General features: G+C 71.1%; 20 protein-coding genes and 1 pseudogene. 11 read left to right on the forward strand and 10 right to left on the reverse strand.

What is annotated here, in order from left to right; all coding sequences use genetic code 11:
- A pseudogene (locus RT91_RS14535) lies at window positions 1–236 on the forward strand (hypothetical protein); the annotation flags it as partial.
- A gap of 95 nt (window positions 237–331) precedes the next feature.
- Window positions 332–2,014 (forward strand): ShlB/FhaC/HecB family hemolysin secretion/activation protein, encoded by a 1,683-nt coding sequence (locus RT91_RS14540; RefSeq protein WP_035187969.1) that lies wholly within the window; start codon window positions 332–334, stop codon window positions 2,012–2,014.
- Window positions 2,015–2,105: 91 nt separating this feature from the next.
- Here RT91_RS14540 and RT91_RS14545 read toward each other — a convergent pair whose 3' ends face one another.
- From RT91_RS14545 to RT91_RS14560, 4 genes are all read right to left on the reverse strand, one after another.
- Complete coding sequence (locus RT91_RS14545; protein WP_035187972.1) at window positions 2,106–2,303, reverse strand: hypothetical protein; 198 nt, start codon at window positions 2,301–2,303, stop codon at window positions 2,106–2,108.
- A gap of 132 nt (window positions 2,304–2,435) precedes the next feature.
- Window positions 2,436–2,759 carry a hypothetical protein gene (locus RT91_RS14550; protein ID WP_007423579.1) on the reverse strand — a complete coding sequence of 108 codons (324 nt, stop codon included), beginning with the start codon at window positions 2,757–2,759 and terminating at the stop codon, window positions 2,436–2,438.
- Between the two features lie 136 nt (window positions 2,760–2,895).
- Window positions 2,896–3,516, reverse strand: a complete 621-nt coding sequence (locus RT91_RS14555) for a hypothetical protein (protein WP_035187975.1) — start codon at window positions 3,514–3,516, stop codon at window positions 2,896–2,898.
- A gap of 81 nt (window positions 3,517–3,597) precedes the next feature.
- Window positions 3,598–5,670 (reverse strand): EAL domain-containing protein, encoded by a 2,073-nt coding sequence (locus RT91_RS14560; protein ID WP_007424656.1) that lies wholly within the window; start codon window positions 5,668–5,670, stop codon window positions 3,598–3,600.
- 116 nt (window positions 5,671–5,786) lie between these two features.
- On the opposite strand from RT91_RS14560, the gene RT91_RS14565 reads away from it, so the two are divergent.
- Complete coding sequence (locus RT91_RS14565) at window positions 5,787–5,975, forward strand: DUF6726 family protein (protein ID WP_035188006.1); 189 nt, start codon at window positions 5,787–5,789, stop codon at window positions 5,973–5,975.
- A 104-nt stretch (window positions 5,976–6,079) separates the two neighbouring features.
- On the opposite strand, the gene RT91_RS14570 is transcribed toward RT91_RS14565, so the two are convergent.
- Complete coding sequence (locus RT91_RS14570; RefSeq protein WP_035187978.1) at window positions 6,080–8,248, reverse strand: malate synthase G; 2,169 nt, start codon at window positions 8,246–8,248, stop codon at window positions 6,080–6,082.
- Between the two features lie 190 nt (window positions 8,249–8,438).
- Here RT91_RS14570 and RT91_RS14575 point away from each other — a divergent pair, with 190 nt between their 5' ends.
- Entirely contained in the window at window positions 8,439–9,212 is a 774-nt protein-coding gene (locus RT91_RS14575; RefSeq protein WP_007424659.1) for a ferredoxin--NADP reductase, read from the forward strand.
- A gap of 80 nt (window positions 9,213–9,292) precedes the next feature.
- On the opposite strand, the gene RT91_RS14580 is transcribed toward RT91_RS14575, so the two are convergent.
- Complete coding sequence (locus tag RT91_RS14580; RefSeq protein WP_055726028.1) at window positions 9,293–9,556, reverse strand: hypothetical protein; 264 nt, start codon at window positions 9,554–9,556, stop codon at window positions 9,293–9,295.
- 31 nt (window positions 9,557–9,587) lie between these two features.
- Between RT91_RS14580 and RT91_RS14585 the strand changes: the two genes are divergently transcribed.
- Window positions 9,588–10,205 carry a DUF6969 family protein gene (locus RT91_RS14585; protein WP_035187984.1) on the forward strand — a complete coding sequence of 206 codons (618 nt, stop codon included), beginning with the start codon at window positions 9,588–9,590 and terminating at the stop codon, window positions 10,203–10,205.
- A gap of 33 nt (window positions 10,206–10,238) precedes the next feature.
- On the opposite strand, the gene kdsA is transcribed toward RT91_RS14585, so the two are convergent.
- From kdsA to tpiA, 4 genes are all read right to left on the reverse strand, one after another.
- Window positions 10,239–11,066 carry a 3-deoxy-8-phosphooctulonate synthase gene (gene kdsA, locus RT91_RS14590; protein WP_007424661.1) on the reverse strand — a complete coding sequence of 276 codons (828 nt, stop codon included), beginning with the start codon at window positions 11,064–11,066 and terminating at the stop codon, window positions 10,239–10,241.
- Window positions 11,063–12,694: a CTP synthase gene (locus tag RT91_RS14595; RefSeq protein WP_007424662.1), complete on the reverse strand. Its 1,632-nt coding sequence runs from the start codon at window positions 12,692–12,694 to the stop codon at window positions 11,063–11,065. Before RT91_RS14595 ends, kdsA begins: the two co-directional genes overlap by 4 nt.
- A 67-nt stretch (window positions 12,695–12,761) precedes the next feature.
- Window positions 12,762–13,244 carry a preprotein translocase subunit SecG gene (gene secG / locus RT91_RS23055; protein ID WP_011942093.1) on the reverse strand — a complete coding sequence of 161 codons (483 nt, stop codon included), beginning with the start codon at window positions 13,242–13,244 and terminating at the stop codon, window positions 12,762–12,764.
- 109 nt (window positions 13,245–13,353) lie between these two features.
- A complete protein-coding gene (gene tpiA / locus RT91_RS14605) occupies window positions 13,354–14,115 on the reverse strand; it encodes a triose-phosphate isomerase (protein WP_011942092.1) in 762 nt (253 codons plus the stop codon).
- Between the two features lie 111 nt (window positions 14,116–14,226).
- On the opposite strand from tpiA, the gene RT91_RS14610 reads away from it, so the two are divergent.
- Genes RT91_RS14610 through glp form a run of 6 tightly spaced genes read left to right on the forward strand, consistent with a single transcriptional unit; the run spans window position 14,227 to window position 21,768 of the window.
- The gene (locus RT91_RS14610; protein WP_035187987.1) at window positions 14,227–16,113 is read left to right on the forward strand and encodes a peptidylprolyl isomerase; all 1,887 of its coding nucleotides are present in this window, start codon (window positions 14,227–14,229) and stop codon (window positions 16,111–16,113) included.
- 10 nt (window positions 16,114–16,123) lie between these two features.
- On the forward strand, window positions 16,124–17,638 hold the full coding sequence (gene trpE / locus RT91_RS14615; RefSeq protein ID WP_007422978.1) for an anthranilate synthase component I: 1,515 nt from the start codon (window positions 16,124–16,126) through the stop codon (window positions 17,636–17,638).
- Window positions 17,635–19,269, forward strand: coding sequence for a bifunctional anthranilate synthase component II/anthranilate phosphoribosyltransferase (locus tag RT91_RS14620; RefSeq protein ID WP_035187988.1), 1,635 nt, complete (start codon window positions 17,635–17,637; stop codon window positions 19,267–19,269). The genes trpE and RT91_RS14620 overlap by 4 nt, the downstream gene beginning before the upstream one ends.
- A 4-nt stretch (window positions 19,270–19,273) precedes the next feature.
- On the forward strand, window positions 19,274–20,086 hold the full coding sequence (gene trpC / locus RT91_RS14625) for an indole-3-glycerol phosphate synthase TrpC (RefSeq protein ID WP_007423145.1): 813 nt from the start codon (window positions 19,274–19,276) through the stop codon (window positions 20,084–20,086).
- Window positions 20,083–20,559, forward strand: coding sequence for a cyclic pyranopterin monophosphate synthase MoaC (moaC, locus tag RT91_RS14630; protein ID WP_035187990.1), 477 nt, complete (start codon window positions 20,083–20,085; stop codon window positions 20,557–20,559). Before trpC ends, moaC begins: the two co-directional genes overlap by 4 nt.
- Window positions 20,560–20,562: 3 nt before the next feature.
- Window positions 20,563–21,768 (forward strand): gephyrin-like molybdotransferase Glp, encoded by a 1,206-nt coding sequence (glp, locus tag RT91_RS14635; protein ID WP_011942089.1) that lies wholly within the window; start codon window positions 20,563–20,565, stop codon window positions 21,766–21,768.
- The last annotated feature ends 42 nt before the right edge of the window (window positions 21,769–21,810 follow it).

Genomic DNA, 21,810 nt, shown 5'->3' on the forward strand with positions numbered 1-21,810 from the left:
CCGGCGGCTCGACCACCAGCGCCACTGGCGCGCTCGCGCCGCTCACCGGCACGCTCTCCACGGTGACCGGCGCGCTGCCCACCGGCGGCTCGACCGGCGGGGCCGCGACCGAACTGGCGCCGACCGCCAGCACGCTGACGAGCGCGCTGACCGGCGCGCTGGGGAGCGCCGGCGGCGGCTCAAGCCCGCTGGCGCCCGTGACAGGCGTCCTCTCGACAGCGACAAGCCAGCTCTAAGTCTGGAAGAGGGCGGCGGCGCAAGCTGCCGCCCTTGCTGTCTCTGCATGTGATCTGGGATCGGGCGGCTTGCGGACGGGACTGTGAGAACAAAAATGACGGGTACTTTCGGGGCGCGACGCGGGACCCGCGGCGCGGTGGGCTTTGGCGTGCCGGCGATACTGCTGCTGGCCGGCCTGGCACCGGCGGCGCGGGCGCAGCTGGCGCCGCATATCATCAACCAGAACGAGCTCGGGCAGAGCGTGCGGCTGCCCAACCTGGCGAAGGAGCAGGTGCCGAAGCAGAAGCCGCCGACACCTTCGGTGTCGGGCATCTCGCCGTTCGTGCTGCGCGGGGTGCGGGTCGAGGGCGCCACGACGCTGCCGCCCGCCGCGGTGGCGGCGACCTGGCGGGGGATGGTCGGGCATCGCGTCGGCAGCGCGCAGCTTTCGGCGATCCTGATCGCGATCGGGCGGCTGTGCCAGCATCAGGGGCTGGCGCTCTATTCGGTGTCGCTGCCGCAGCAGAACTTCGCCGGCGGCCAGGTGGTCGTGCGGGTGATCGAGGGGCATGTCGGCGCGGTCACGATCGAGGGCAACACGAAGGGCGCGAGCCTCGGGCTGCTGAAGCATTACGCGGCGCGGATCGTCGCGGACCAGCCGCTGCACCGGGCGACGCTGGAGCGGAACCTGCTGCTGATGCAGTCGATTCCCGGCCTCAAGGTGGGCAGCGAGCTGCGGCCGATGCCGGGGCAGCCGGGGGTCGTGCGGCTGCTGCTGGGGATTCATCGCCGGACGGTGGAGGCGGGGTTCGACGTGAACAATGCCGGCGACCGCCAGCTCGACATCGTGCAGGGCACGGCGAACGTGACGGTGAACGGGCTGTTCCGCCAGGGCGAGCGCGACCAGCTGGTGTTCGGCGCGCCGGCGAGGATCCGCCGCTACCAGTATTACGGGATCGTGCATCAGGAGCCGATCGGGACCAACGGGACGACCGTGACCGTCACGATGGGCGAGCTGATCACCCATCCGGTCGGGGCGATCAATTCGGGGACGGCGCAGATCGCGAGCGTGCGGCTGTCCGACCCGCTGATCTATACGCAGACCCGGCAGCTCGATGCCTCGGTGGAGGCGGACTACCTGAACAGCAACGAGGCGCTGCTCGGGCAGACGGCGGTCTCGGAGCGGACGCGGACGTTGCGGGAAGGGCTGATCTTCGCGCGGGCGGGGGACTGGAACGGGATCGACAGCGGGTCGTTCACGGTGAGCGAGGGGATCAACGCGCTGGGGGCGCGGCGCGGCAGCCTCGCCTATGGCGGGCCGGGCTTCACCAAGTTCGACGTGAGCCTGGTGCGGCTGCAGGCGCTGCCGAAATCGTTCTTCCTCACCGTGCGGGCCAACGCCCAGTACGCGCTGAACCATCTGCCGGGGAGCGAGCAGTTCCTGTTCGGCGGCGACGAGTTCGGCCGGGCCTATCCGGCGGCGGTGATGGCGGGCGACAGCGGGATCGAGATGTCGGCCGAGCTGAGCCACAAGCTGCCGTTCCTCGATCACGTGGCGCCGAAGCTGATCTCGGGGTTGTCGGCGTTCGGCTATGTCGACTGGGGCCGGATCTGGAACCGGCAGACGATCTACCAGTATCCGGTGGATACCGGGGCGTCGGCCGGCGGCGGCGTGCGGGTCGCGCTGCTGCAGCATTTCGCGCTGACGCTCGGCGCCGGCAACGAGCTGGTGAAGCCGCGCGAGGCGGCGAAGCTGGAGCGCTGGCGCTTCCTGTTCGCCATTTCGGGCCGGTTCTGATCAAAATCGCGAAGCGCCTGCCGATCCGGAAGGATCGGCAGGCGCTTCAATGTCCTGTGCCTGAAATCCGATGGACTTCAGTTTAGGGACATTAATGCTGCGCTTCGAGCCGGTGGATCCGGTTCAGCTGATGCTGGAAGACCGCCCGGCCGCCGGATTGCGGCGCTGACGCCGAGGCCGAGGTGTATTGCGCCTGGCCGGAGGGGTTGGTGACATCGGCATGGGCGGCCAGCGGCGCCAGGGCGGCCAGCATGGTCAGGGCGGTGACGGCAATTGCGAGAGTACGCATCGGATAACTCCTTTTCATGATGCGGGGATCGATCCCCGCCTTGGCTCCGGAGGTGGCGATGCGGCGGCGGCGGCGGAACGTGCCGGTTCTGCCTAAGACTAATTCCGTTCACGCATGGAACGGGGGCGCGGGTCAGTGCCCGTCGTGGTCGTCGTCATGGTCGCCATCGTGGTCGCCGGCGCGATCTCCATCGTGATCGTCGTCGTCGAACCGGTCGTCATCGTCGGCATGCTCGTCGTCCGGGGCATAGTCCGGGTATTGATAGATGGGGCCGTAGGCCGGACCGTAGCCGGCGCCGTAACCGTAGGGCGCGCCGTAGCCGAAGGATGGCGGGGCATAATAGGCGGAGCCGCCATACGGCGCGCCGGCGGTCGTGGTGCACCCGGCCAGGCCGAGGACGGCGATGCCGAGCGCGGCCAGGATGAGCGCGGGAGCGAAAGGCGCGATCCTGTCCATGTCCGGCAGATTGGTCCGGCGGGGGCGGAGTCCAGAGCCGCCACATCAATCCTGCTTGAGCGGACGCGCGGGGCCGGGTTGCGGAATTATATTGTTTTGTGAACGTAACGATAAGGGCGTGCCGGGATGCGGCCGCTCAGGCGCGAAACGCGGCGGCGCGGGACGGACGGAAGGGACGGCGGCGTGGCGGCCGCGGGCGCGAAACCGGCGCGGCTTCGGGCGGGTCTGGCTGTGGCCGAACCGCGACCGGGCGGGGTGGGCGCAAAGGCGGCGCCGGGCGGGGCAGTCGCAGCGACGGCGGCGGGCGGAGGCCGAGCAGGTGGCAGAGCGGGCGGAGCGCGCGGCCGGTGGCGGGGCGGGCTTCGAGCAGCGCCGCCATCTCGGGTTCGGCGAGAAGGTGGGCGAGTTGCGCCGTGACGCCGGCGAGTTCGGGCAGGGCGCGGCGGAGCCAGAACCGGCCGCGCGGCAGGGGGCGCGGTGTCGCGGGGCGTTTGGTGTCGGGCGCCGGGCGGCGCGGAGCGAAATTGCGGCAGCGCGGCGGCGCAGAGGGGCGGATCAAAAGTGTGGCGAAGCGGGCGGCGAGGCGGCGCAGCCGGGTCCAGACCAGCACGATCAGCGCGCCGGTCAGGCCGCGCGCCAGGCCCTTCGCCGCCAGCACGTCGCACAGCGCGGCGACGATCGCCTCGAGGCGGGCGGCCAGGGCAGCGCCGTCGGGATACAGGGCAGCGGCGTCGGGGTGTGGTGCTGCGGCGTCCATGCCAGCAGAGCACCACGAAGGGCGGGGGGTGGGCAAGACGAAGCCGGGCGCGGCCTGTGATTGCCGCGCGCGGCGGGCGATTCAGCCGTCGCTGCCGGCTTCGGCCAGTTCGTCGAACCAGAGCAGGGTGAGTTCCTGGACGATGCGGCCGCGGATTTCCTCGTGCGAGGAAAACTCGCCGGCGAAATGGCGCTCGACCAGCGGGCCGACGCGGGCGGCGGCCTCGGGGCGGGCGCCGAGATAGGCGGCGATCCTCGCCTCGGCATCCACCGGGCCGAGGGCGCGGCGCTCGGACTGGGTCTGCTGCGCGCGCATGCACCAGCCGAGATAGGCGGCGAGGGCGCCGAGCGCGGTTTTCGGCGCGGTGACCTCGACCTTGTAGCGGAACCCGCGATGCCATTCGACGAGCCGGTCCAGCGGCATCGGCCGGGCGATGCCGTAGCCCTGGCCGTAATCGGCGCCGAGAATGGCGGCGGCCTCGACCATGCCGGCATTGGCGAGGCCCTCGACGGTCAGCTTCATGTCGAAGGAATGGGCGAGGCGGGTGAGGTAGAGGATGAATTCGAGCGCGCGTTCGGGGCGGTAGAGCGCGCTCTGCACCAGGGCCTGGTCGATCTTCACGTCGTCGAAGCCGAAGCGGTCGAGGCGGAGGAGGGAGCTGTGGCCGGAGCCGAGATCGTCCTCGGCGATGCGGATGCCGGCGTCGCGGATGCGGCGGAGGAAATCGTGCTGCACGGTTTCGTCCACCCCGAAATCGTGGCCCTCGAGGATTTCGAGCTGGATCTGGTGGGGCAGCAGGCCGTGCGCGCGCATCCTGGCGAACAGGATGTCGATGAAGCGGGGATCGCCCATGCCCTCGGCGGGGAAGTTCAGGGCGATGGTGACATCGGTGCCGAGGGCGGCGACCTCGCGGCAGGCCTTCGCCCCCTCGTCGAGCCCGATCGCGAAGAGGCGGAAGAGATCCTCCGAGCCGAAGGCGGGCATGAAATGCTTCGGCTCGACGATGGCGTCGTCCTCGCCGATCAGCCGGGCGAGGCCCTCGAGCTTGCGCAGGGCGCCGTCGTCGAGGTCGATGATCGGCTGGAAATGGAAGGTGACGCGGCCGGAATCGAGCAGGCGGCGGTAGCGCTGGCGCTCGTGCAGGGGGATGACCGGGGCGCGGCTGAAGCGCTGCACCGCGTGGCTCAGCATCTGCTGCAGATGGAGGAGGAAATTGTAGATGCGCGGGGCGGAGAAGAAGCGCGGCACCCCGGCATAGAGGCTGAGCAGGGCGATGGTGCGGTCGGCCTCGTTCAGGATCGGCACCGCGGCGCTGGAGCGGAAGCCGAGCTGGCGGCCCAGCTCGTGCCAGGGACGGTTTTCCGCCTCGATCGACCAGGCATCCGAGCAGATGATGCGGCTCTCGCGCCAGGCGCGGCCGCCGGGGCCGCGGCCGGCCTCGAGATCGGGGTCGATGCTGATCCGCGGCACCTCGCCGGACTCCATGGCCTGGTGGTAGCGCGGGCCGGCGGCGCCGGCGGAGGCCTCGATCTGCAATTCGCCCTCATGGTCGACCCGGGCGAAGAAGGCGGAGACCGTGCCGGTGAAGCCGCCCAGCAGTTCGAGCACGCCGGTGACGAGGTCGTTGAAGTTGGTCGATTCGAGGGCGAGGGTTTCGCATTGCGCGAGGGAGGCGGCGATTTCGGCCTCCAGCTCCTCGTAGCCGGCGAACTGCTCGCGCAGGTCGGCGAAGATGCGGTGGCAGACGATCGCGGCGGCGGCCTCGCGCGCCTCGCTTTCGGGGACGGTGGCGCGGATCGCCTGCTGGAGATTGGATTGCAGGTGGCTGTAGAGCTGGATCAGCCAGCGCGGGCGGATGCCGAGCTGGCCGTGCAGGCGGCCGAGCCGGCGGGCGGTGGCGCGGTGATCGGCGTCGGTCAGGCGGTCCGAGAGGATGAAACCGACGTAATTCCGCAGTTTATTTTGCAGGCCGACAAATTCCGTGTCGCTGAGATGGCGCAGGGTTTCGGCCATGTCCGGTTCGTCGGCGAGGAATTTATAGAAATCATCGGCCATGTGGGCGGACAATGCTTCCGCGATCGGCCGGATGACCGCCAGATTTTGTTGTGCCGCATAATCATAGGCGAAAGCGGATCGATTTTGACTGGACACCATGACTGAAACATTAGCGTAACTAAATGAGAATGTCTCCACATTTCTGAGACACAATCCGCCGGTATGGACGCGGTAGGGTGGGAGTGGTTCAGTCTGGGGGGATGAGCACGAATGTGATGAGATGGATCGGGACGACGGCGCTGCTGGGCCTGGTGGCCGGGGCGCTGTCGGGGTGCGGGCTGGTGGCGGCGCCGTGCCGGGTGACGTCGGCGGGGCTGAAGATCGTCCCGCTGGTCGGGCCGGTGGCGGCGGCGCCGACCGATACCTGCGCCAACGTGATCGACCCGACGCCGACGCGGAGCTGAGTTTCTGCTCCGTTCCGCCTGACACATTCCGCGGCCCGTGAGGGCGCGGGGAGTGCCGGCCGCCGCGCCCGGTGCGGACGCGGCGGCGGTGGAGGCGCGAAAAATCAGGCGGAGGCTTTGGCCTCGCGCCGGCGGTCGTGCAGGATGAACTCGGTGTAGCCGTTCGGCTGGGTGCGGCCCTTGAAGACGAGGTCGCACGCCGCCTGGAAGGCGACGCCGTCGAAGCCCGGGGCCATGTTGCGGTAGGCCGGGTCGCCGGCGTTCTGGCCATCGACCACCGCGGCCATGCGCTTCATCGTCTCCATCACCTGGGCCTCGGAGACGATGCCGTGGTGCAGCCAGTTGGCGATGTGCTGGGCGGAGATGCGCAGGGTGGCGCGGTCTTCCATCAGCGCGACGTTGTGGATGTCCGGCACCTTGGAGCAGCCGATGCCCTGGTCGATCCAGCGGACGACGTAGCCGAGGATGCCCTGGGCGTTGTTGTCGAGCTCCTGCTGGATGTCCTCCGGCCGCCAGTTCGGGCGGTCGGCCAGCGGGATGGTCAGCAGGTCGGCGAGGGAGCCCATCGGGCGGGCGGCGAGCTCGGCCTGGCGGGCGGCGACATCGACCATGTGGTAGTGCAGGGCGTGCAGCGTGGCCGCGGTGGGCGAGGGCACCCAGGCGGTGTTGGCGCCGGCGCGGGGGTGGCCGACCTTCTGTTCGAGCATCGCCGCCATCGCGTCGGGCGCGGCCCACATGCCCTTGCCGATCTGGGCGTGGCCGGGCAGGCCGCAGACGATGCCGATATCGACGTTGCGGTCCTCATAGGCCTTGATCCAGGGCGTGTTCCTGATCTCGTTCTTGCGGATCATCGGGCCGGCCTCGATCGAGGTGTGGATCTCGTCGCCGGTGCGGTCGAGGAAGCCGGTGTTGATGAAGAAGATGCGGCTGGCGGCGGCGGCGATGCAGGCCTTGAGATTGGCCGAGGTGCGGCGCTCCTCGTCCATGATGCCCATCTTCAGCGTGTCCGGCGCGAGGCCGAGGAGGGATTCGGTCGCGGCGAAGAGGCCGTTGGCGTAGGCCACCTCGTCGGCGCCGTGCATCTTCGGCTTGACGATGTAGACCGAGCCGGCGCGGGAGTTGCGCAGGCCGGCGGTGCGGCGGATGTCGTGCAGGCCGCAGAGGGAGGTGACCACGAGGTCGAGGATCGTCTCGGGGATCGGCTTGCCGGCGGCGTCGAGCACGGTGTCGGTATAGATGTGGTGGCCGACATTGCGGACCAGCATCAGCACGCGGCCGGGGAGGGTGAGGGTCGAGCCGTCCGGCGCGGTGTAGGCGCGGTCGGGGTTGAGGGCGCGGGTGAAGGTCTTGCCGCCCTTCTCGACCTGTTCGCTGAGCGTGCCGGCCATCAGGCCGAGCCAGTTGCGGTAGACCAGCACCTTGTCCTCGGCATCGACGGCGGCGACGCTGTCCTCGGCGTCCATGATCGTGCTGATCGCGGATTCGACGATGAGGTCGGCGACGCCGGCCTTGTCGGTGCGGCCGATCGGGCTGGTCGGGTCGATCGCGATCTCGACATGCAGGTTGTGGTGGCGGAGCAGGACGGCGGTGGGGGCGGCGGGCTCGCCGCGATAGCCGGCGAACTGGGCGGCGTGCTTCAGGCCGGTCTCGCCGCTTTCGAGCACGGCGGCGAGATGGCCGTGGTGCACGCGCCAGGCGCGGACATCGGCGTGGCTGCCGGTGGCGAGCGGGAAATGATCGTCGAGGAAGGCGCGGCCGCGGGCGACGACGGCGGCGCCGCGTTGCGGGTTGTAGGCCTTGCCGCGCTCGAGGCCGCCGGACTCCGGAATCGCGTCGGTGCCGTAGAGCGCGTCGTAGAGGCTGCCCCAGCGGGCATTGGCGGCGTTCAGCGCGTAGCGGGCGTTCATCACCGGCACGACGAGCTGCGGGCCGGCGATGGCGGCGATTTCGGGATCGACGCGCTCGGAGGTGACCTTCACGTCGCCGGGCTCGGGCCTGAGGTAGCCGATCTCGCGCAGGAAGGCCTCGTAGGCGGCGGGGTCGACCGGCTGGCCGCGGCGGGAGCGGTGCCAGTCGTCGATCGCGGCCTGGAGACGGTCGCGCTCGGCGAGGAGCTCGGCGTTGCGGGGGGCGTGACGGGCGATGAGGCCGGCGAAACCCTGCCAGAAGGCGCCGGACTCGATCCCGGTGCCGGGCAGCGCCTCGGTCTCGATGAACTGGTGAAGCTCGGCGGCGACGCGCAGGCCCGCCGCGTCCACATAGGTCTGGCTCATGGGTTCGTCTCCTTGGTCTGCGCGGGTTTTGGCCAAAGCGGCTCTCCTTGTCGAGAGGGCGGCGAGGCCCGCTGCGCCGGCCGGGGCAGACTTGTGACGGGCGGGGTTGATATCGACCGCCCCGTCCGTAATTAAGTTGATCGATCAGGGCCGGCCGGCGGCCGCACGAGCGACGGAGTCTTCGCGACAGATGAGCGCCTTCAATACCGAGACCGTCACGCAGGTCCATCACTGGACGGACCGGCTGTTCAGCTTCACCGTGACGCGCGACCCGGCGTTCCGCTTCGTCGCCGGGCAGTTCACCATGATCGGGCTCGAGGTCGAGGGCAAGAAGCTGCTGCGCGCCTATTCGATGGCCAGCGCCAGCTATGACGACCATCTGGAATTCTTCAGCATCAAGGTGCCGGACGGGCCGCTGACCTCGCGGTTGCAGCACGTGAAGCCGGGCGATCCGGTGCTGGTGGGGCGCAAGCCGACCGGCACGCTGCTCGCCGACAACATGCACCCCGGCGAGCGGCTCTACCTGCTCGGCACCGGGACCGGGCTGGCGCCGTTCATGAGCATCATCCGCGAGCCGGACATTTACGAGCGGTTCCGCCAGGTGGTGCTGATCCATGGCTGCCGGCATGTCAGCGACCTCGCCTATGAGGAATACATCACCAAGATCCTGCCGGCGGACGAGTTCATCGGCGCGCAGGTCTCCAAGCAGCTGCTGTATTACCCGACGGTGACGCGCGAGCCGTTCCGGCATAACGGGCGGATCACCCAGATTCTCGAAACCGGCAATTTCGGGCCGGGGATCGACCTGCCGCCGCTCGGGCCGAAGGACGACCGGGTGATGCTGTGCGGCAGCCCCGCCTTCCTCGACGACATGACGACGCTGCTGGAAGTGCGCGGCTTCACCGAGGGCAGCTCGTCGCGGCCGGGCGAATACGTGATCGAGAAGGCCTTCGTCGAGAAATAGCGCGCCGCTTTGCGGTGCCGTGAATCCGCCTCCATCTGCCTTGACCGCGATGGGTTCCGCGCTACGTGCAGGGCACCTATTCAGAAGGAGGAATATCCGATGCCCGAACGCAAGACCATCAGCCGTGCCGCGCTGACCCTGGGCTCCGCCGTCGCCATCGCCGGGCTCGCCGCGGCGCTGCCGGCGCAGGCCGCCACCAGCGGCAGCGGCATGTGCTCCGGCGCGAAGGCCACGAAATCGTCGAAGTCCGGCATGTCGAACGGGTCGGGCATGTCGAACGGGTCGGGCATGTCCAACGGATCGGGCATGTCGAAGGGGTCGGACATGTCCAAGGGGTCGGACATGTCGAAATCCGGGAAGTGCTCGTCGAAATAGATGGATGACGCGCGGCTGCTGGCGGCGGCCGGGCTGGTCGCCGCGCTGCGCGAGGCCGAGGCGGGGGGCGGCAACCTGATCGCCGCCCTCGTCGGCGACGATCCCTTCGTCGCCTTCCGGCACTACCCGGAGGAGGATGCGTGGGACGAGGCGAGCCGGGCGCAGTTCTATTTCCACGCCCATGATTCCGGCACGCGCGCGGCGGAGGCCGGGCATATCCATTGCTTTCACCGGCCGGGCGGGCGGCATTCGGCGGCGGCGCCGCATCACCTCGTCGCCATCGTGCTCGATGCCACCGGGCGGCCGGCGGGGCTGTTCACCACCAATCGCTGGGTGACGGAGGAGGTTTTTCTCCCGGCGCCGGCGGCGCGGGCGGTGGCGGCGCGCTATGCGCCCTCCGGCGGGGACGTCGCCAGCCGGGTGGTGGCCGGGGTGTTCGGCCTGTATCGCGACGAGATCATGCAGCTGCTGACGGAGCGGGACGCGGCGCTGGCGGAACGGCGGCGGCTGCGGCCGGACGCCGATCCGCTGGAGGACCGGGAGCTGGAGATCCTCTCGCACCGCGCCATCGACCTGGAGGCGACGCTGTCGGACCTGCGGCGCGGGTTGCCCGAATAGGGCTGCCCGAACAGGGTGCGGCGGGAGCCGGCGTCAGGCAGATTTGGCGAGGCGGTCGAACTGTTGCAGCCGGGCGAGCAGGGCGGGCATCTCCGCCAGCCTGATCATGTTCGGCCCGTCGGAGGGTGCGTGGTCGGGGTCGGGATGGCACTCGATGAAGACCGCGGCGCAGCCGACCGCGAGCGCCGCGCGGGCGAGGATCGGGGCGAATTCGCGCTGGCCGCCCGAGGCGGTGCCCTGGCCGCCTGGCTGCTGGACCGAATGGGTCGCGTCGAACACCACGGGGTAGCCGGTCTGCGCCATGATCGGCAAGGCGCGCAGGTCGGAGACCAGGGTGTTGTAGCCGAAGGAGGCGCCGCGCTCGGTGAGCAGGATGCGCTCGTTGCCGGTGCTGGCGATCTTGGCGGCGACGTTGCGCATGTCCCACGGCGCCAGGAACTGGCCCTTCTTGACGTTGATCGCCCGACCGGTATGGCCGGCGGCGAGCAGCAGGTCGGTCTGGCGGCAGAGGAAGGCGGGGATCTGCAGCACGTCCACCGCCTCGGCGGCGGGGGCGCACTGGGCGGCGTCGTGCACGTCGGTCAGCACGGGGATGCCGAATTTCGCCCGGATATCGGCGAGGATCTGCAACCCCTGCGCCATGCCGACGCCGCGGCCGGCGGTGAGCGAGGTGCGGTTGGCCTTGTCGTAGCTCGACTTGAAGATCAGGCCGATGCCGAGTTCGCGCGTCATCGCCGCGAGCGCGCCGGCGACCTCGCCCGCATGCTCCGCGCTCTCGATCTGGCAGGGGCCGGCGATGAGGGTGAAGGGCAGGTCGTTGCCGACGCGCAGCTCGCCGATCTCGACCGTCTTCATGATCATACCAGCCTCATCTGCTTGACCGCCGCCTCGATGAAGCCGGCGAAGAGCGGGTGCGGGTCGAAGGGTTTGGATTTCAGCTCGGGGTGGTACTGCACGCCGATGAACCAGGGATGGTCGGGGTATTCGACGATTTCCGGCAGCAGCCCGTCCGGCGAGAGGCCGGAGAAGCGCAGGCCGGCGGATTCCAGCCGCTCGCGGTAGTGGATGTTGACCTCGTAGCGGTGGCGGTGGCGTTCCTCGATCGTCGCGGCGTCGCCATAGACGGCGCGGACCAGGCTGCCCTCGACCAGGGTGGCGGCATAGGCGCCGAGGCGCATGGTGCCGCCGAGATCGCCCTCGGCGGCGCGGCGCTCGATCTCGTTGCCGCGGGCCCATTCGGTGAGCAGGCCGACCACCGGCACCTCGCAGGGGCCGAACTCGGTGGAGGAGGCGCCGGGCAGGCCGGCGAGGTTCCGCGCCGCCTCGATCACCGCCATCTGCATGCCGAAGCAGATGCCGAGGAAGGGGACGTGGCGCTCGCGGGCGAAGCGCACCGCCTCGATCTTGCCGCCGGTGCCGCGCTCGCCGAAGCCGCCGGGGACGAGGATGCCGTGCACCCCGTCGAGCCGGGCGACGGCGCCGGGCTGCTCGAAGATCTCGGAATCGACCCAGTCGAGCCGGACCCGCACCCGGTTGGCGATGCCGCCATGGGTCAGCGCCTCGCCGAGCGACTTATAGGAGTCGAGCAGGTTGGTGTATTTGCCGACGACGGCGATGGTGACCTCGCCCTCGGGGTTGCGCACCGTCTCGACGATGCGGCGCCAGCGGCCGAGATCGGGCTCGGCATCGTGCGGCAGGCCGAAATGGCGGAGCACCTCGCGGTCGAGCCCGGCCTCGTGATAGGAGATCGGCACCTCGTAGATCGTGCCGACATCGAGGGCGGGGACCACCGCCTCGGGGCGGACATTGCAGAACAGCGCGATCTTGCGGCGCTCGCCCTCGGGGATCGGCCGGTCGCAGCGGCAGATCAGCATGTGCGGCTGGATGCCGACATTCAGCAGTTCCTTGACGGAATGCTGGGTGGGCTTGGTCTTCAGCTCGCCGGCGCTCGGGATGTAGGGCACCAGGGTGAGGTGGACGAACATCGCATCATGCGGGCCGAGCTCGTTGCCGAGCTGGCGGATGGCCTCGAGGAAGGGCAGGCTCTCGATGTCGCCCACCGTGCCGCCGATCTCGACGAGGACGAAATCGAGCCCGGCGGTCTCGCGCAGGATGGCCTGCTTGATGGCGTCGGTGATGTGGGGGATGACCTGCACGGTGGCGCCGAGATAGTCGCCGCGGCGCTCGCGGGCGATGACCTCGGAATAGATGCGCCCGGTGGTCGCGTTGTCCGACTTGGTGGCGTGCACGCCGGTGAAGCGCTCGTAATGGCCGAGATCGAGATCGGTCTCGGCGCCGTCGTCGGTGACGAAGACCTCGCCGTGCTGGTACGGGCTCATCGTGCCCGGATCGACGTTGAGATAGGGGTCGAGCTTGCGCAGGCGGACCGAATAGCCGCGCGCCTGCAGCAGCGCGCCGAGGGAGGCGGAGGCGATACCCTTGCCGAGCGAGGAAACCACGCCGCCGGTGATGAACACATACCGGGTCATGGGCTTCCGCCATAGCAGAGGGCGGCGCGGTGCAAAACCCCGCGCCGGGCAGATGAGGGCGCGCGCATTACTGCCTTGTCGGCGCCGGGGCGCTCTGCGCGGGTTTCGACGGGGCCGGCACCGGCGAGGCGGGCTTCGGCGTCGCCGTATTCGGCGCGGCAGAGTTCGGTGCGGCGGGGGCCGGCGCGGCGGGCGGGGTGGTCGCGGGCGTCGATTCGCCGGGGATGGGCGGCAGCGGGGCGAGCGGCGAGGCCGGGGCCGCCTTCTTCGCGGGGCTTGCCGGCGGCGGCGCGTTCAGGATCGATTCGGCCGAGCCGCCGCCGCCATGCCGGTAGAGCAGGGCGAGGACGAGCGAGAGCACCATGAACAGAGTCGCCAGCACCGCGGTGACGCGGGTGAGCAGGTTGGCGGTGCCGCGCCCGGTCATGAAGCTGCCCATGCCCTGGCTGGTGCCGAGGCCGAGGCCGCCGCCCTCGCTGCGCTGGATCAGCACGACGCCGATCAGGGCAATGGTGATGAACGCCTGGAGGACGAGCAGAACGGTGATCATGGGAGCGTGGCGGCCTTTCGGAGTGACGCGCGGGTTCTAGAGCATCAGCCCGCCGGATGGAACCATCCGGCGGGGCGGGGATGCCCGATTGTCGGGTCGACGGCGTCCTCTAGTCCCGCGCCGCGGCGGAGGCAATCGCCAGGAAGTCCTCTGCCTTGAGGCTGGCGCCGCCGACCAGGGCGCCGCCGACCTCGGGCAGGGCGAGCAGGGACGCCGCGTTGGAGGGCTTGACCGAGCCGCCGTAGAGGATCGGCATCGTCGCGCCGGCGGCGCCGAGCTGGCGGCGCAGGGCGGCGCGGATCGAGGCGTGCATCGCCGCGACGTCCTCCTCGGTGGGGGTGCGGCCGGTGCCGATCGCCCAGACCGGCTCGTAGGCGATGATGCCGGGGGCGACGACGCCGGGGACGGTCTGGCCGGCCAGCTCCTCCGGCAGGCTGCCGGCGAGCTGGGCGCGGACCACGGTTTCGGCCTCGCCGGAATCGCGCTCGGCCTCGGTTTCGCCGACGCAGATGATCGGGACCAGGCCGGCGGCGATCGCGGTGCGCGCCTTCTCGCGCACGGTCGCGGAGGATTCGGCGTGATCGGCGCGGCGCTCGGAATGGCCGAGGATGACATGGGTGGCGCCGAGCTCGGCCAGCAGGTCGGCCGAGAGGTCGCCGGTATGCGCGCCGGAGCGCTTCACCGCGCAGTCCTGCGCGCCGAGGGCGACCGGGGCGCCGTCGAGGGCGGCGCGCAGCGGGGCGATCAGCGGCGCCGGCGGGCAGACCAGCAGCTCCGCGCCCGGGGAGGCGGGACGCAGGGCGGCGGCATAGGCGGCAATGCCGGCGAGGGTGCCGTTCATCTTCCAGTTTCCGGCGATCAGCTGGGGCATGCGCTTGTCCTCCTGACGTGGCGCGACCGAGGTAGACGAGGCGGGGCCGGGTGGCAATCGGGCGCGCCCGTGGTAAGACGCGGCTTTCCCGCTGGATGAGGGTTCTGCCGCATGCTTTCGATGATCCGCCAACTGCTCGACAACTGGATCGTGCGCGCGTTTTTCGTCGTGCTGATCGGCGTGTTCGTGTTCTGGGGCGTCTCCAGCGTGGTGATGGGCATCGGCGCGTCCGACGCGATCGCGACGGTGGGCGGGCAGCCGATCAAGATCGAGGCGGTGAATGCCGCCTACCAGCGCACGCTGAACGCCTATGCGACGCAGAACAGCGGCCGCGAGCCGAGCAAGGGCGAGCGCCGGCTGTTCGCCGACCAGGCGCTGGGCACCGCGATCGACCGCGCGGCGATGGAGCTGGAGGCGCGGCGGATGGGGGTGGTGGCACCGCCCGCGGCGATCCGCCAGCAGGTCTTCGCGATTCCGGCGTTCCACGGGCCGGACGGCAAGTTCGACAAGGCGACGTTCAACGCCGTGCTCGCCAACCACAACCTGACGCCGGCGGCGTTCATGGCCGAGATCGCCAGCGGGCTGAAGACGTCGCAGATTATCGATGCGGTGACCGCCGGGGTGAGCGCGCCGGCGCCGCTGGTGGACCAGATCTTCGCCTATGCCGCGCAGGAGCGGACGGTGCAGTTCGCGCAGCTGCCCTTCGCCGCCGCCAACCCGCCGCCGGCGCCGGCCGAGACCGTGCTGCGGCGCTACTGGCGGGATCATCCGGGGCGGTTCTCGACGCCGGCGCTGCGCGATGCGGATGTCGTCGTGCTCTCGCCGGCGCTGATCGCCAGGGGCGAGGCGGTGTCGCAGGCGGAGATCGCGGCGCAGTATCAGCAGGAGAAGGCGAAATTCGCGCAGACGCCGACGCGGACCGTCGAGATCATCACCGCGGAGGATGCGAAGAGCGCCGCGGCGCTGGCCAAGGCGTGGAAGGGCGGGGCCGACTGGGCGGCGATGCAGAAGGCGGCCGCCGCGGCGACGGCCACCGCCATCGTCATGACCGACGCGAAGCCCTCCGACCTGCCCTCGGCCACGCTGGCCAAGGCGGCGTTCGCGGCGACGCCGGGCGAGGTTTCCGCGCCGGTGAAGGGGGCGCTCGGCACCTATGTGTTCAAGGTGACGAAGGCCGTCGCCGGCGGCGACAAGCCGCTCTCGGCGGTGGCGGACCAGATCCGCGCCGAGATCCAGCTGCGCAAGGCGCGCAACGTGGTGGACAACACGCTGAGCCACCTGCAGGACGCGCTGGCGGGCAGCACGGCGCTCGGCAAGCTGCCGGCCAGCCTGCATCTCGCCAAGGCGCGGGTGAGCGTGGACCGCGAGGGCATGACGGTGGACGGCAAGCCGGCGGGGATTCCCGGGCCGGCGGCGCTGCGGCAGGCGATCGTCAAGGCGATTTTCGCCACCGCGCCGGGCAACACCCCGCAGGCGGTGAGCGGGCCGGGCGACAGCTATTACGCCATCGCGGTGCACCGGATCATCAAGCCGGCGCTCAAGCCCTATGACAAGGTGAAGGCCGACGTGCTGGCCGACTGGACCGGCGCGCAGGTGGAGCGGCAGGAGGAGGTGGCGGCGGCGAAGCTGCTGACCGCGGTGAAGGGCGGCAAGACCCTGGCGGCGGCGGCCTCGGCGGCGGGGCTGACGGTGACGACCTCGGCGCCGATGACGCGCGCGAAGCCGGCCAAGGGCGTGCCGCCGCAGCTCGCCCAGGTGGCGTTCAGCCTGAAGAAGGGCGCGCCCACCATGGTGCAGACGCAGGAGGGCTTCGTCGTCGGCGTGGTGAGCGACATCGCCGAGCCGAAGCCGGGCAGCGACAAGGCGTTCCACCAGCGGGTGGCCGATTCGCTCGGCCAGTCGATGCAGGAAGACGTGCTGCAGACCTATGCCGCGGCGCTGCGCCAGCGCGACCATGTGAAGATCAACACGAAGCTGCTGAACCAGATCAGCAATTGAGGCCAGCGAGATGACACCCGAGACCGACCAGCACGCCCGTTTCCGCGCCGCCTACGATGCCGGGCGGGGCGCGCTGGCCTGGCGACTGCTCGCCGCCGACCTGATCACGCCGGTCGCCGCCTTCCTCAAGCTCGCGCACGGCACGGCGCATTCCTTCCTGCTCGAAAGCGTCGAGGGCGGGGCGGCGCGCGGGCGCTATTCGGTGATCGGCTTCGCGCCGGACCTGATCTGGCGGTGCGACCGCGGCCAGGTGAGCGTGAACCGCGACCCGGCGGCGGACGCGGAAGGCTACGCGGCCGATCCGCGCCCGGCCTTCGAGAGCCTGCGCGACCTGATCGCGGCGACGCGGCTCGACCTGCCGGACCACCTGCCGCCGATGACCGGCGGGCTGGTCGGCTATCTCGGCTACGACATGGTGCGGCTGATGGAGGAGCTGCCGGCGGTGAAGCCGGACGTGCTCGGGATTCCCGACGCCGTGCTGATGCGGCCGGGGGTGTTCGCGATTTTCGATTCGGTGCGCGACGAGATCACGCTGGCCGCACCGGTCTGGCCGCGCGCGGGGGTTTCGGCGGCGGAGGCCTGGAGCCTCGCGACCGGGCGGATCGAGGCGGCGATGGCGGCGCTCGACCGGCCGACGCCGGCGCTGCCCGGCCATGCCGCGCCGGCCGGGCCGGCGACCTCGAACATGAGCGAGGACGAGTTCCGCGCGATGGTGCTGCGGGGCAAGGACTACATCGCCGCCGGCGACGTGTTCCAGGTGGTGGCGAGCCAGCGCTTCGAGCAGGAATTCACGCTCCCGCCCTTCGCGCTGTATCGCTCGCTGCGGCGGATCAACCCGGCGCCGTTCCTGTTCTTCCTCGATTTCGGCGCCTATCAGGCGGTCGGCTCCAGCCCGGAGATCCTGGTGCGGCTGCGCGACGGCACGGTGACGATCCGCCCGCTGGCCGGCACGCGCCGGCGCGGGGCGACGCGCGCCGAGGACGAGGCGCTGGAGACCGAGCTGCTGGAGGACCCGAAGGAGCGCGCCGAGCACCTGATGCTGCTCGACCTCGCGCGCAACGATGTCGGCCGCGTCGCCGAGATCGGCTCGGTCAACGTGACCGAGAGTTTCGTGATCGAGCGGTTCTCGCACGTGATGCACATCTCCTCGAATGTCGAGGGCCGCATCCGGCCCGAGGCGGACGCGCTGGACGCGCTGATCGCCGGCTTCCCGGCGGGCACGCTCTCGGGCGCGCCGAAGGTGCGGGCGATGGAGATCATCGAGGAGTTCGAGCCCAGCCGGCGCGGGCTCTATGGCGGGTGCATCGGCTATTTCGCCGCCAACGGCACGATGGATACCTGCATCGCGCTGCGCACCGCGCTGATCAGGGACGGGCGGCTCTATGTCCAGGCCGGGGTCGGCATCGTCGCCGATTCCGACCCCGACGCCGAGCTCGCCGAGAGCCACGCCAAGGCGCGCGCGCTGTTCCGCGCCGCCGAGGATGCCGGCCAGTACGTCACCCCCAACGAGGCGCCGGCCCGATGATCCTGCTGATCGACAACTACGACAGTTTCACCTTCAACCTCGTCCAGTTCTTCGGCGATCTCGGGGCGGAATGCGCGGTGCACCGCAACGACCGGATCAGCGTGGAGGAGGCGCTGGCGATGCGGCCGGAGGCGATCGTGCTCTCGCCCGGGCCGTGCACGCCGAACGAGGCGGGGATCTGCCTCGACCTCATCGCGGCGGCGGCCGGCAAGGTGCCGATTCTCGGCGTCTGCCTCGGGCACCAGGCGATCGGCCAGGCCTTCGGCGGGCGGGTGGTGCGCGCGCCGGTGCCGATGCATGGCAAGATCTCGCCGATCCGGCACCAGGGCTCGGACGTGTTCGAGACGCTGCCCGACCCGTTCGAGGCGACGCGCTATCACTCGCTGATCGTGGAGCGCGAGGGGCTGCCGGAGACGCTGATCCCCACCGCCTTCACCGAGGACGGGCTGATCATGGGGTTGCGGCACCGCGACCTGCCGATCTTCGGCGTGCAGTTCCACCCCGAGAGCATCGCCACCGCGCACGGGCACACGCTGCTGCGCAACTTCCTCGGCATCGCCCGCGGGCGGAACCAGGGGCCGGGCGAGATCCTCGCCGATCTCAAGCCGGTGCTCGACCGGCTGGGGCGGGGCGAGACGATGTCCGAGGAGCTGGCCGAGGCGGCGTTCGGCGCGGTGATCGACGGCAAGGCGAATGACGCGCAGATCGCCGGGATGCTGATGGCGATGCGGGTGCGGCGCGAGACGGTGGCGGAGCTGACCGGCGCGGTGCGGGCGATGCGCGCGCGGATGCGGCCGATCGCGGCGCCGCCGGGGGCGATCGATGTCTGCGGCACCGGCGGCGACGGCGTGGGCACGCTCAACATCTCGACCGCGGTGACCTTCGTGCTCGCCGGCGCCGGCGTGCCGGTGGCCAAGCACGGCAACCGCGCGCTCTCCTCGCGCGCCGGGGCGGCGGATGTGCTGGCCGCGCTCGGCGTACCGGTGGAGCCGCCCTTCGAGAGCCTGGCGGCGATCCTGCGCGAGGCGGGCTGCGTGTTCCTCTACGCGCCGCGCCACCATGCCGGGCTGCGCCACGCCGCCGCGGCGCGGATCGCGCTCGGCACCCGCACGATCTTCAACCTGCTCGGGCCGCTCGCCAACCCGGCCTCGGTGAAGCGGCAGCTGGTGGGCGTGTTCGACCCCGCCTGGGCGCGGCCGATGGCGGAGACGCTGGCCGGGCTCGGCACCGAGCGGGCGATGGTGGTGCATGGCCAGGGGCTGGACGAGCTGACCATCGCCGGGGAGAGCCATGTCGTCTCGCTCGAGGGCGGGCGGATCGTCGAGATGAGGGTGAGCCCGGAGGATGCCGGGCTCGCCCGCGCGCCGCTGGAGGCGATCATCGGCGGCGATGCCGCGCACAACGCCGCGGCGCTGCGCGACCTGCTCGCCGGCGCGCCCGGCGCCTATCGCGGCGCCGTGCTGCTGAACGCGGCGGCGGCGCTGATGGTGGCGGGACGGGCGGAAACCCTGCGCGAGGGCGCGGCGCTGGCGGCCCGCGCGATCGATGACGGTGCCGCGGCGGCGGCGCTGGAGCGGCTGCGCCGCGCCGGCGCCGGGCCGCAAGCGGCGACAACCCGGGAAATGGCCTGATCCAATGAACGACAAGATCGAACACGACGTGCTGAAGACGATCTGCGCCGACAAGCTGGCCGAGGTGGAGGCGGCGAAGGCGGAGACCGGGCTGGAGGAGATGCGCGCGCGGGCGAAGGACACGCCGCCGCCGCGCGGCTTCGCCCGCGCGCTGATGGACGCCGCCGCCTCCGGGCGGACCGGGCTGATCGCCGAGATCAAGAAGGCGTCGCCCTCGGCCGGGCTGATCCGCGCCGATTTCAACCCGGCGACGATCGCCCGCGCCTATCAGGAGGGCGGGGCGGTGTGCCTTTCGGTGCTGACCGACAGGAAATATTTCCAGGGCCAGCCCGCGCACCTGCAGGCGGCGCGCGAGGCGGTGGACCTGCCGGTGCTGCGCAAGGATTTCATCCTCGACGAGTGGCAGATCTACGAAAGCCGCGCGATGGGGGCGGACTGCATCCTGCTGATCATGGCGGCGCTGGGCGACGAGCAGGCGCGGGCCTTCGAGGAGCTGGCGAGCGCGCTCGACATGAGCGTGCTGGTCGAGGTGCATGACGAGGCGGAACTCGACCGCGCGCTCGGGCTGCAGGCCCGGCTGATCGGCATCAACAACCGCAATCTCAAGACGATGCAGACCGATATCGCGGTCTCCGAGCGGCTCGCCGGGCAGATTCCGCCGGAGCGTTTCGTGGTCGCGGAAAGCGGCATCCGCGACTATGACGACATCAAGCGGCTGAAGGCGGTGGGGGTGCAGGGCATCCTGGTCGGCGAGAGCCTGATGCGGCAGGACGACATCGTCGCCGCGACGCGCCGGCTGCTCGGGCTCGGGGCATGAGCCGCCTCACCCATATCGACGAGCGGGGGGCGGCGCGGATGGTCGACGTCTCCGGCAAGGCCGAGACGGCGCGGGAGGCGACCGCCGCCTGCCACGTGACGATGCGGGCGGAGACGCTGGCGCTGGTGACCGAAGGCACGGCGAAGAAGGGCGACGTGCTGGCGACGGCGCGGATCGCCGGGATCATGGCGGCGAAGCGGACCTCGGAGCTGATCCCGCTCTGCCATCCGCTGGCGATCGCCGGGGTGACGCTGGAGCTGGAGCCGGACGCGGCGCTGCCGGGCATCCGCATCGCGGCGACGGTGAAGACCACCGGGCCGACCGGGGTGGAGATGGAGGCGCTGACCGCTGCCTCGGTCGCGGCGCTGACGGTGTACGACATGCTGAAGGCGGCGGAGCGGGAGATGCGGATCGAGGGGTTGCGGGTGATCCGCAAGTCCGGCGGGAAATCGGGCGAGTTCAGGCAGGAGTGAGCGATGATCAGCGTCGGCGAGGCACGGGAGCGGATTCTGGCGCTGCTGGCGCCGACGGGCGCCGAGATCGTGCCGCTGGCGGCGGCTGCGGGGCGGGTGCTGGCCGAGCCGGTGGTCGCACGGCTGACCCAGCCGCCGCACGATGTTTCGGCGATGGACGGGTTCGCGCTGCGCGCCGCCGATGGCGTGGCGGGGATGCGGCTGCGGGTGATCGGCGCGGCGCCGGCGGGGCACCCGTTCGCGGGCACGGTGGGGCCGGGCGAGGCGGTGCGGCTGTTCACCGGCAGCGTGGTGCCGGCGGGGGCGGACGCCATCGTCATCCAGGAGGATACCGAGCATGACGACGCCTCGGTGACGCTGCGCGAGGCGGCGCGGCCGGGGCGGCATATCCGCCGGGCGGGGCAGGATTTCGCCGCGGGCGAGACGCTGCTGGCGGCGGGGCGGGTGCTGGGCGCGCGCGATATCGGGCTGGCGGCGGCGGCGAACCATCCCTGGCTCGCGGTGCGGCGGCGGCCGGTGGTCGCGGTGCTGGCGACCGGCGACGAGATCGCCATGCCGGGCGAGCCGATCCCGCCGGGCGGGATCGTCAGTTCCAATTCGCACGCGCTGGCGGCCTATATCCGCGCGGCGGGCGGCGAGGCGGTGATCCTGCCGGTGGCGCCGGACGACCGCGCCGCGATCGGCGCGGCGGCGGCGGCGGCGGCGCGGGCCGACCTGCTGGTGACGACCGGGGGGGCGAGCGTCGGCGCGCATGACCTGGTGCAGGCGGGCTTGGCCGAGCGGGGGCTCGACGTCGATTTCTGGAAGATCGCGATGCGGCCGGGCAAGCCGCTGATGGCGGGGATGCTGGGCGGCGTGCCGGTGCTGGGACTGCCGGGGAATCCGGTGTCGGCGCTGGTCTGCGCGGTGCTGTTCCTTGGCCCCGCGATCGCGCGGCTGACCGGGCGGCCGGACGAGGCGCCGCCGACCGAGCCCGCGCGCTGCACCGTGGCGCTGGCGGCGAACGACCACCGGGCCGATCATCTGCGGGCGACGCTGGCGCGGGATGAGGCGGGCGGTTGGAGCGTGACGCCGTTCCCGGTGCAGGATTCGGCGATGCTGAGCCGGCTGGCGCAGGCCGATGCGCTGCTGCTGCGCGCGCCGGATGCGCCGGCCGAGCCGGAAGGGGCGATGGTGCGGGTGATCAGGCTCGACTCATGCGGGATGTGAGCGCCTGATCGGCTGGATCAGGAATTTCCCATAGGCAACTGA

The organism is Acidiphilium sp. JA12-A1 (genome assembly GCF_000724705.2).
Classification (GTDB): Bacteria; Pseudomonadota; Alphaproteobacteria; order Acetobacterales; family Acetobacteraceae; genus Acidiphilium; species Acidiphilium multivorum.

Excerpts from the sequence above, each read along its gene's own strand:
- RT91_RS14540 (WP_035187969.1), top strand. The coding sequence starts at position 332 with ATGACGGGTACTTTCGGGGCGCGACGCGGGACCCGCGGCGCGGTGGGC.
- RT91_RS14545 (WP_035187972.1), bottom strand. The coding sequence starts at position 2,303 with ATGCGTACTCTCGCAATTGCCGTCACCGCCCTGACCATGCTGGCCGCC.
- RT91_RS14550 (WP_007423579.1), bottom strand. The coding sequence starts at position 2,759 with ATGGACAGGATCGCGCCTTTCGCTCCCGCGCTCATCCTGGCCGCGCTC.
- RT91_RS14555 (WP_035187975.1), bottom strand. The coding sequence starts at position 3,516 with ATGGACGCCGCAGCACCACACCCCGACGCCGCTGCCCTGTATCCCGAC.
- RT91_RS14560 (WP_007424656.1), bottom strand. The coding sequence starts at position 5,670 with ATGGTGTCCAGTCAAAATCGATCCGCTTTCGCCTATGATTATGCGGCA.
- RT91_RS14565 (WP_035188006.1), top strand. The coding sequence starts at position 5,787 with ATGAGATGGATCGGGACGACGGCGCTGCTGGGCCTGGTGGCCGGGGCG.
- RT91_RS14570 (WP_035187978.1), bottom strand. The coding sequence starts at position 8,248 with ATGAGCCAGACCTATGTGGACGCGGCGGGCCTGCGCGTCGCCGCCGAG.
- RT91_RS14575 (WP_007424659.1), top strand. The coding sequence starts at position 8,439 with ATGAGCGCCTTCAATACCGAGACCGTCACGCAGGTCCATCACTGGACG.
- RT91_RS14580 (WP_055726028.1), bottom strand. The coding sequence starts at position 9,556 with ATGTCCGACCCCTTGGACATGTCCGACCCCTTCGACATGCCCGATCCG.
- RT91_RS14585 (WP_035187984.1), top strand. The coding sequence starts at position 9,588 with ATGGATGACGCGCGGCTGCTGGCGGCGGCCGGGCTGGTCGCCGCGCTG.
- kdsA (WP_007424661.1), bottom strand. The coding sequence starts at position 11,066 with ATGATCATGAAGACGGTCGAGATCGGCGAGCTGCGCGTCGGCAACGAC.
- RT91_RS14595 (WP_007424662.1), bottom strand. The coding sequence starts at position 12,694 with ATGACCCGGTATGTGTTCATCACCGGCGGCGTGGTTTCCTCGCTCGGC.
- secG (WP_011942093.1), bottom strand. The coding sequence starts at position 13,244 with ATGATCACCGTTCTGCTCGTCCTCCAGGCGTTCATCACCATTGCCCTG.
- tpiA (WP_011942092.1), bottom strand. The coding sequence starts at position 14,115 with ATGCCCCAGCTGATCGCCGGAAACTGGAAGATGAACGGCACCCTCGCC.
- RT91_RS14610 (WP_035187987.1), top strand. The coding sequence starts at position 14,227 with ATGCTTTCGATGATCCGCCAACTGCTCGACAACTGGATCGTGCGCGCG.
- trpE (WP_007422978.1), top strand. The coding sequence starts at position 16,124 with ATGACACCCGAGACCGACCAGCACGCCCGTTTCCGCGCCGCCTACGAT.
- RT91_RS14620 (WP_035187988.1), top strand. The coding sequence starts at position 17,635 with ATGATCCTGCTGATCGACAACTACGACAGTTTCACCTTCAACCTCGTC.
- trpC (WP_007423145.1), top strand. The coding sequence starts at position 19,274 with ATGAACGACAAGATCGAACACGACGTGCTGAAGACGATCTGCGCCGAC.
- moaC (WP_035187990.1), top strand. The coding sequence starts at position 20,083 with ATGAGCCGCCTCACCCATATCGACGAGCGGGGGGCGGCGCGGATGGTC.
- glp (WP_011942089.1), top strand. The coding sequence starts at position 20,563 with ATGATCAGCGTCGGCGAGGCACGGGAGCGGATTCTGGCGCTGCTGGCG.